The 1,358-nt window shown below is 71.9% G+C and carries 1 protein-coding gene and 1 pseudogene; both read left to right on the top strand.

Going from position 1 to position 1,358, the window contains the following annotated elements:
- Window positions 1–1,015: VWA domain-containing protein (locus BZL64_RS37555; protein WP_086773448.1), on the top strand; the 1,015-nt coding region annotated here is incomplete at its 5' end.
- A 91-nt stretch (window positions 1,016–1,106) separates the two neighbouring features.
- A pseudogene (locus BZL64_RS37560) lies at window positions 1,107–1,358 on the top strand (hypothetical protein); the annotation flags it as partial.

The raw sequence follows: 1,358 nt of genomic DNA on the forward strand, positions 1-1,358 counted from the left end.
GGACCGTTCGGCGGGGCTGGGGGCGTCGGCGCCGTCCGTGGCGCGCTGGCTCGGAGACATCCGGACGTACTTCCCCTCCTCCGTCGTCCAGGTCATGCAGCGCGACGCCATCGACCGGCTCGGCCTGGCCACCCTGCTGCTGGAGCCGGAGATGCTGGAGGCGGTGGAGGCCGACGTGCACCTCGTCGGCACGCTCCTCTCCCTCGACAAGGCGATGCCGGAGACCACGAAGGAGACGGCACGGGCCGTCGTGCGCAAGGTCGTCGAGGACCTGGAGAAGCGGCTCGCCACCCGCACCCGCGCGACCCTGACCGGCGCCCTCGACCGCAGTGCCCGGGTCGCCCGGCCGCGCCACCACGACATCGACTGGAACCGCACGATCGCCGCCAACCTCAAGCACTACCTGCCCGAGCACGGGACGGTCGTGCCCCAGCGGCTCATCGGGTACGGGCGGGCCTCGCAGTCCGTGAAGAAGGAGGTGATCCTCTGCGTCGACCAGTCGGGGTCGATGGCGGCCTCGGTCGTCTTCGCCTCCGTGTTCGGAGCCGTGCTGGCGTCGATGCGGTCGATCAGCACCCGGCTCGTCGTCTTCGACACGGCGGTCGTCGACCTCACCGACCAGCTCGACGATCCGGTGGACGTCCTGTTCGGCACCCGGCTCGGCGGCGGCACCGACATCAACCGGGCGCTCGCCTACTGCCAGTCGCGGATCACCCGGCCCGCCGAGACCGTGCTGGTGCTCATCAGCGACCTCTACGAGGGAGGCATACGTGACGAGATGCTGAAGCGGGTCGCGGCGATGAAGGCGTCGGGGATGCAGTTCGTCGCCCTGCTCGCGCTCTCGGACGAGGGAACGCCCGCCTACGACCGCGAGCACGCCGCCGCCCTGGCGGCGCTGGGCGCACCCGCCTTCGCCTGTACGCCCGACCGCTTCCCTGACGTGATGGCGGCGGCTATCGAGAAACGCCCGCTTCCCGTGCCCGACCCGGACAACCCGGCGGCAAACGGGACATGACGACCCATCGGTAGGAGGGGGCTTGCGCTACCTCGGGACACCCGTGCGAGGATCGAGCGCCTCGTTTCGTCACACGGGAGGTTCCTCCCCCTTGCCCCGCCCCGCTCTGCTGCCCGCCGCCGCCCCGCGCATCGCGCTGCGCGCCGCGCTGCTGCTGGGCGGACTCTTCGCGCTGGGGTTCCTCTTCGGCGGACAGGCACAGGCGGCGGACGAGGCGACGCCCACGACGGTCTCGCCGCCGGGCGCCTCGGTGAACCTGGTGACGCCGCCTGTCCGGGAGCGGGTCGTGAGGCCCGTCGGTGAGGTGCTGGAGGGCGTGAGCTTCTCGCTCACGCCCTCCAGC

This window comes from Streptomyces bobili (genome assembly GCF_002154575.1).
Taxonomy (GTDB): Bacteria; Actinomycetota; Actinomycetes; order Streptomycetales; family Streptomycetaceae; genus Streptomyces; species Streptomyces bobili.